This window comes from Methylobacter svalbardensis, assembly GCF_037671525.1.
GTDB classification, from domain to species: domain Bacteria; phylum Pseudomonadota; class Gammaproteobacteria; order Methylococcales; family Methylomonadaceae; genus Methylobacter_A; species Methylobacter_A svalbardensis.
This window is the reverse complement of sequence record NZ_JAWPOH010000171.1, coordinates 1-1,417: the sequence shown is the minus strand read 5'-3', so window position 1 is coordinate 1,417 and position 1,417 is coordinate 1. Positions and strand designations below refer to the sequence as shown.

General features: G+C 44.2%; 2 protein-coding genes. Both read right to left on the bottom strand.

Annotation, left to right across the window (positions count from 1 at the left end; genetic code table 11):
- Positions 1 to 287: 287 nt before the first annotated feature.
- Positions 288 to 773, bottom strand: coding sequence for a GNAT family N-acetyltransferase (locus RW114_RS20640; RefSeq protein ID WP_340124606.1), 486 nt, complete (start codon positions 771 to 773; stop codon positions 288 to 290).
- Entirely contained in the window at positions 773 to 1,060 is a 288-nt protein-coding gene (locus tag RW114_RS20635; protein WP_340124605.1) for a type II toxin-antitoxin system TacA family antitoxin, read from the bottom strand. The genes RW114_RS20640 and RW114_RS20635 overlap by 1 nt, the downstream gene beginning before the upstream one ends.
- Between the last annotated feature and the right edge of the window lie 357 nt (positions 1,061 to 1,417).

The following is a 1,417-nucleotide window of genomic DNA, read 5'->3' as shown; positions in this document are numbered from 1 at the left end:
GCCAGCGTTAGCGACACATGCCGCCAACGTGGTCATTCGCCTTGGGATTATCTACAAACAGCTATTGCTCGGCATCGGCAAAATTTGGCTCCATTGCCTTTGCCTGCGTAGGGGCGTGAACGTTTACGTTGCCAGTTAGTAACATGTTAATTTGTTATAGAAAATATACTGTAATTTTGGCCGACCGCTGCCGGTCAGTTTCAATTAAAAACCAACACACTCCGAGAGGGGCTTGAGGGACCACGTTTTTTTTGCTTCCAATATCAGCCCCCCATTTTTCAAAATCCTCAGCCAACTCTATGCCCCTTTAGAGACAGTATTAAGGTCATTGGTTGTGTCGGTGAAGCGACAAAACCATGATGTTCATAGAAGGCTTTTGCTTCAATTGAAAGAGCATGAACAAGAAGGCCGCGTATGCCAAGAATTCCACCAGCTTGGGCAGTGCGAAGGACAGCATCTTGAAGCAAAGCAACCCCAAGTCCTTTTCCCTGAAAAGGCTTATCAACAGCAAGACGGCCAAGAATGGCGACAGGAATAGGATTGGGCATATTGCGACGGACTTGGATAGGTGCATCGTTCAATTCCAGTGCGCCTGAAGCAAGGCAGTAATAGCCGACAACCCTTTTATCTTCGAACACAACGTAAGTACGAGAGGCACCACTGAGCTGATTTTGGTACGCCCGCTTCTTGAGCCAATCATTAAGGCTATCAACATTACAGGCAAAGTCATCAAGCTGATGATCCGAAGCCAACAGAATGGGGGAAGAAAGCACTATTTATTCCAAGGTTTTGCGGCAGCCATTAGTCTTTCAAAACCCTCACCTTTAGGAGGTTGATCAAGAACTTCAAGAAAATAGTCGTAAGTCGCCTGATCAACCCGCACGAGTGCTTGGTCAAGCAAGGATTCTTCTGCTGCACGTCGAGCGGCATCAATCATAAAATCAGAGCGTGTTTTACCCTGAGCCTTTGCCGCCCTATCAATTAGAGTGCGGATATCATGGCGAACACGCAGGTTGACCGCATGGGTTTGTGTATCGGATGTTGTTTGGCTGTAAGACATAGAAATTACCTCTCTTTTAATCTACATCAACCATAACATAAATGTATACATGTTGTGTATCTATTCATAGCGTCACAATGGCTGCATTGTTAGACAAATTTGTTTGACTGGTAAAGGGCATCTCCATCTTTTGATTTATTGACAATTTCCTTATTTTGATAAGTTGATGGATAAATTAACGATTTATGGCTTAAAAAAGGCGTAAAAAACCATCTGCCGAGACTGTTCATTTAATGCCGCGATTCGTTAGTCTTCAAGATCAACTGAAACACCTATACTGTGCCGATGATATTGCAAACTACGAAAAGTTTTTGATCCCTCCTGCCGGACAGATTAACCGCTCTCTAATTGAATCCG

Coding starts and splice junctions, on each gene's coding strand:
- RW114_RS20635 (WP_340124605.1), bottom strand. CDS start 1,060: ATGTCTTACAGCCAAACAACATCCGATACACAAACCCATGCGGTCAAC.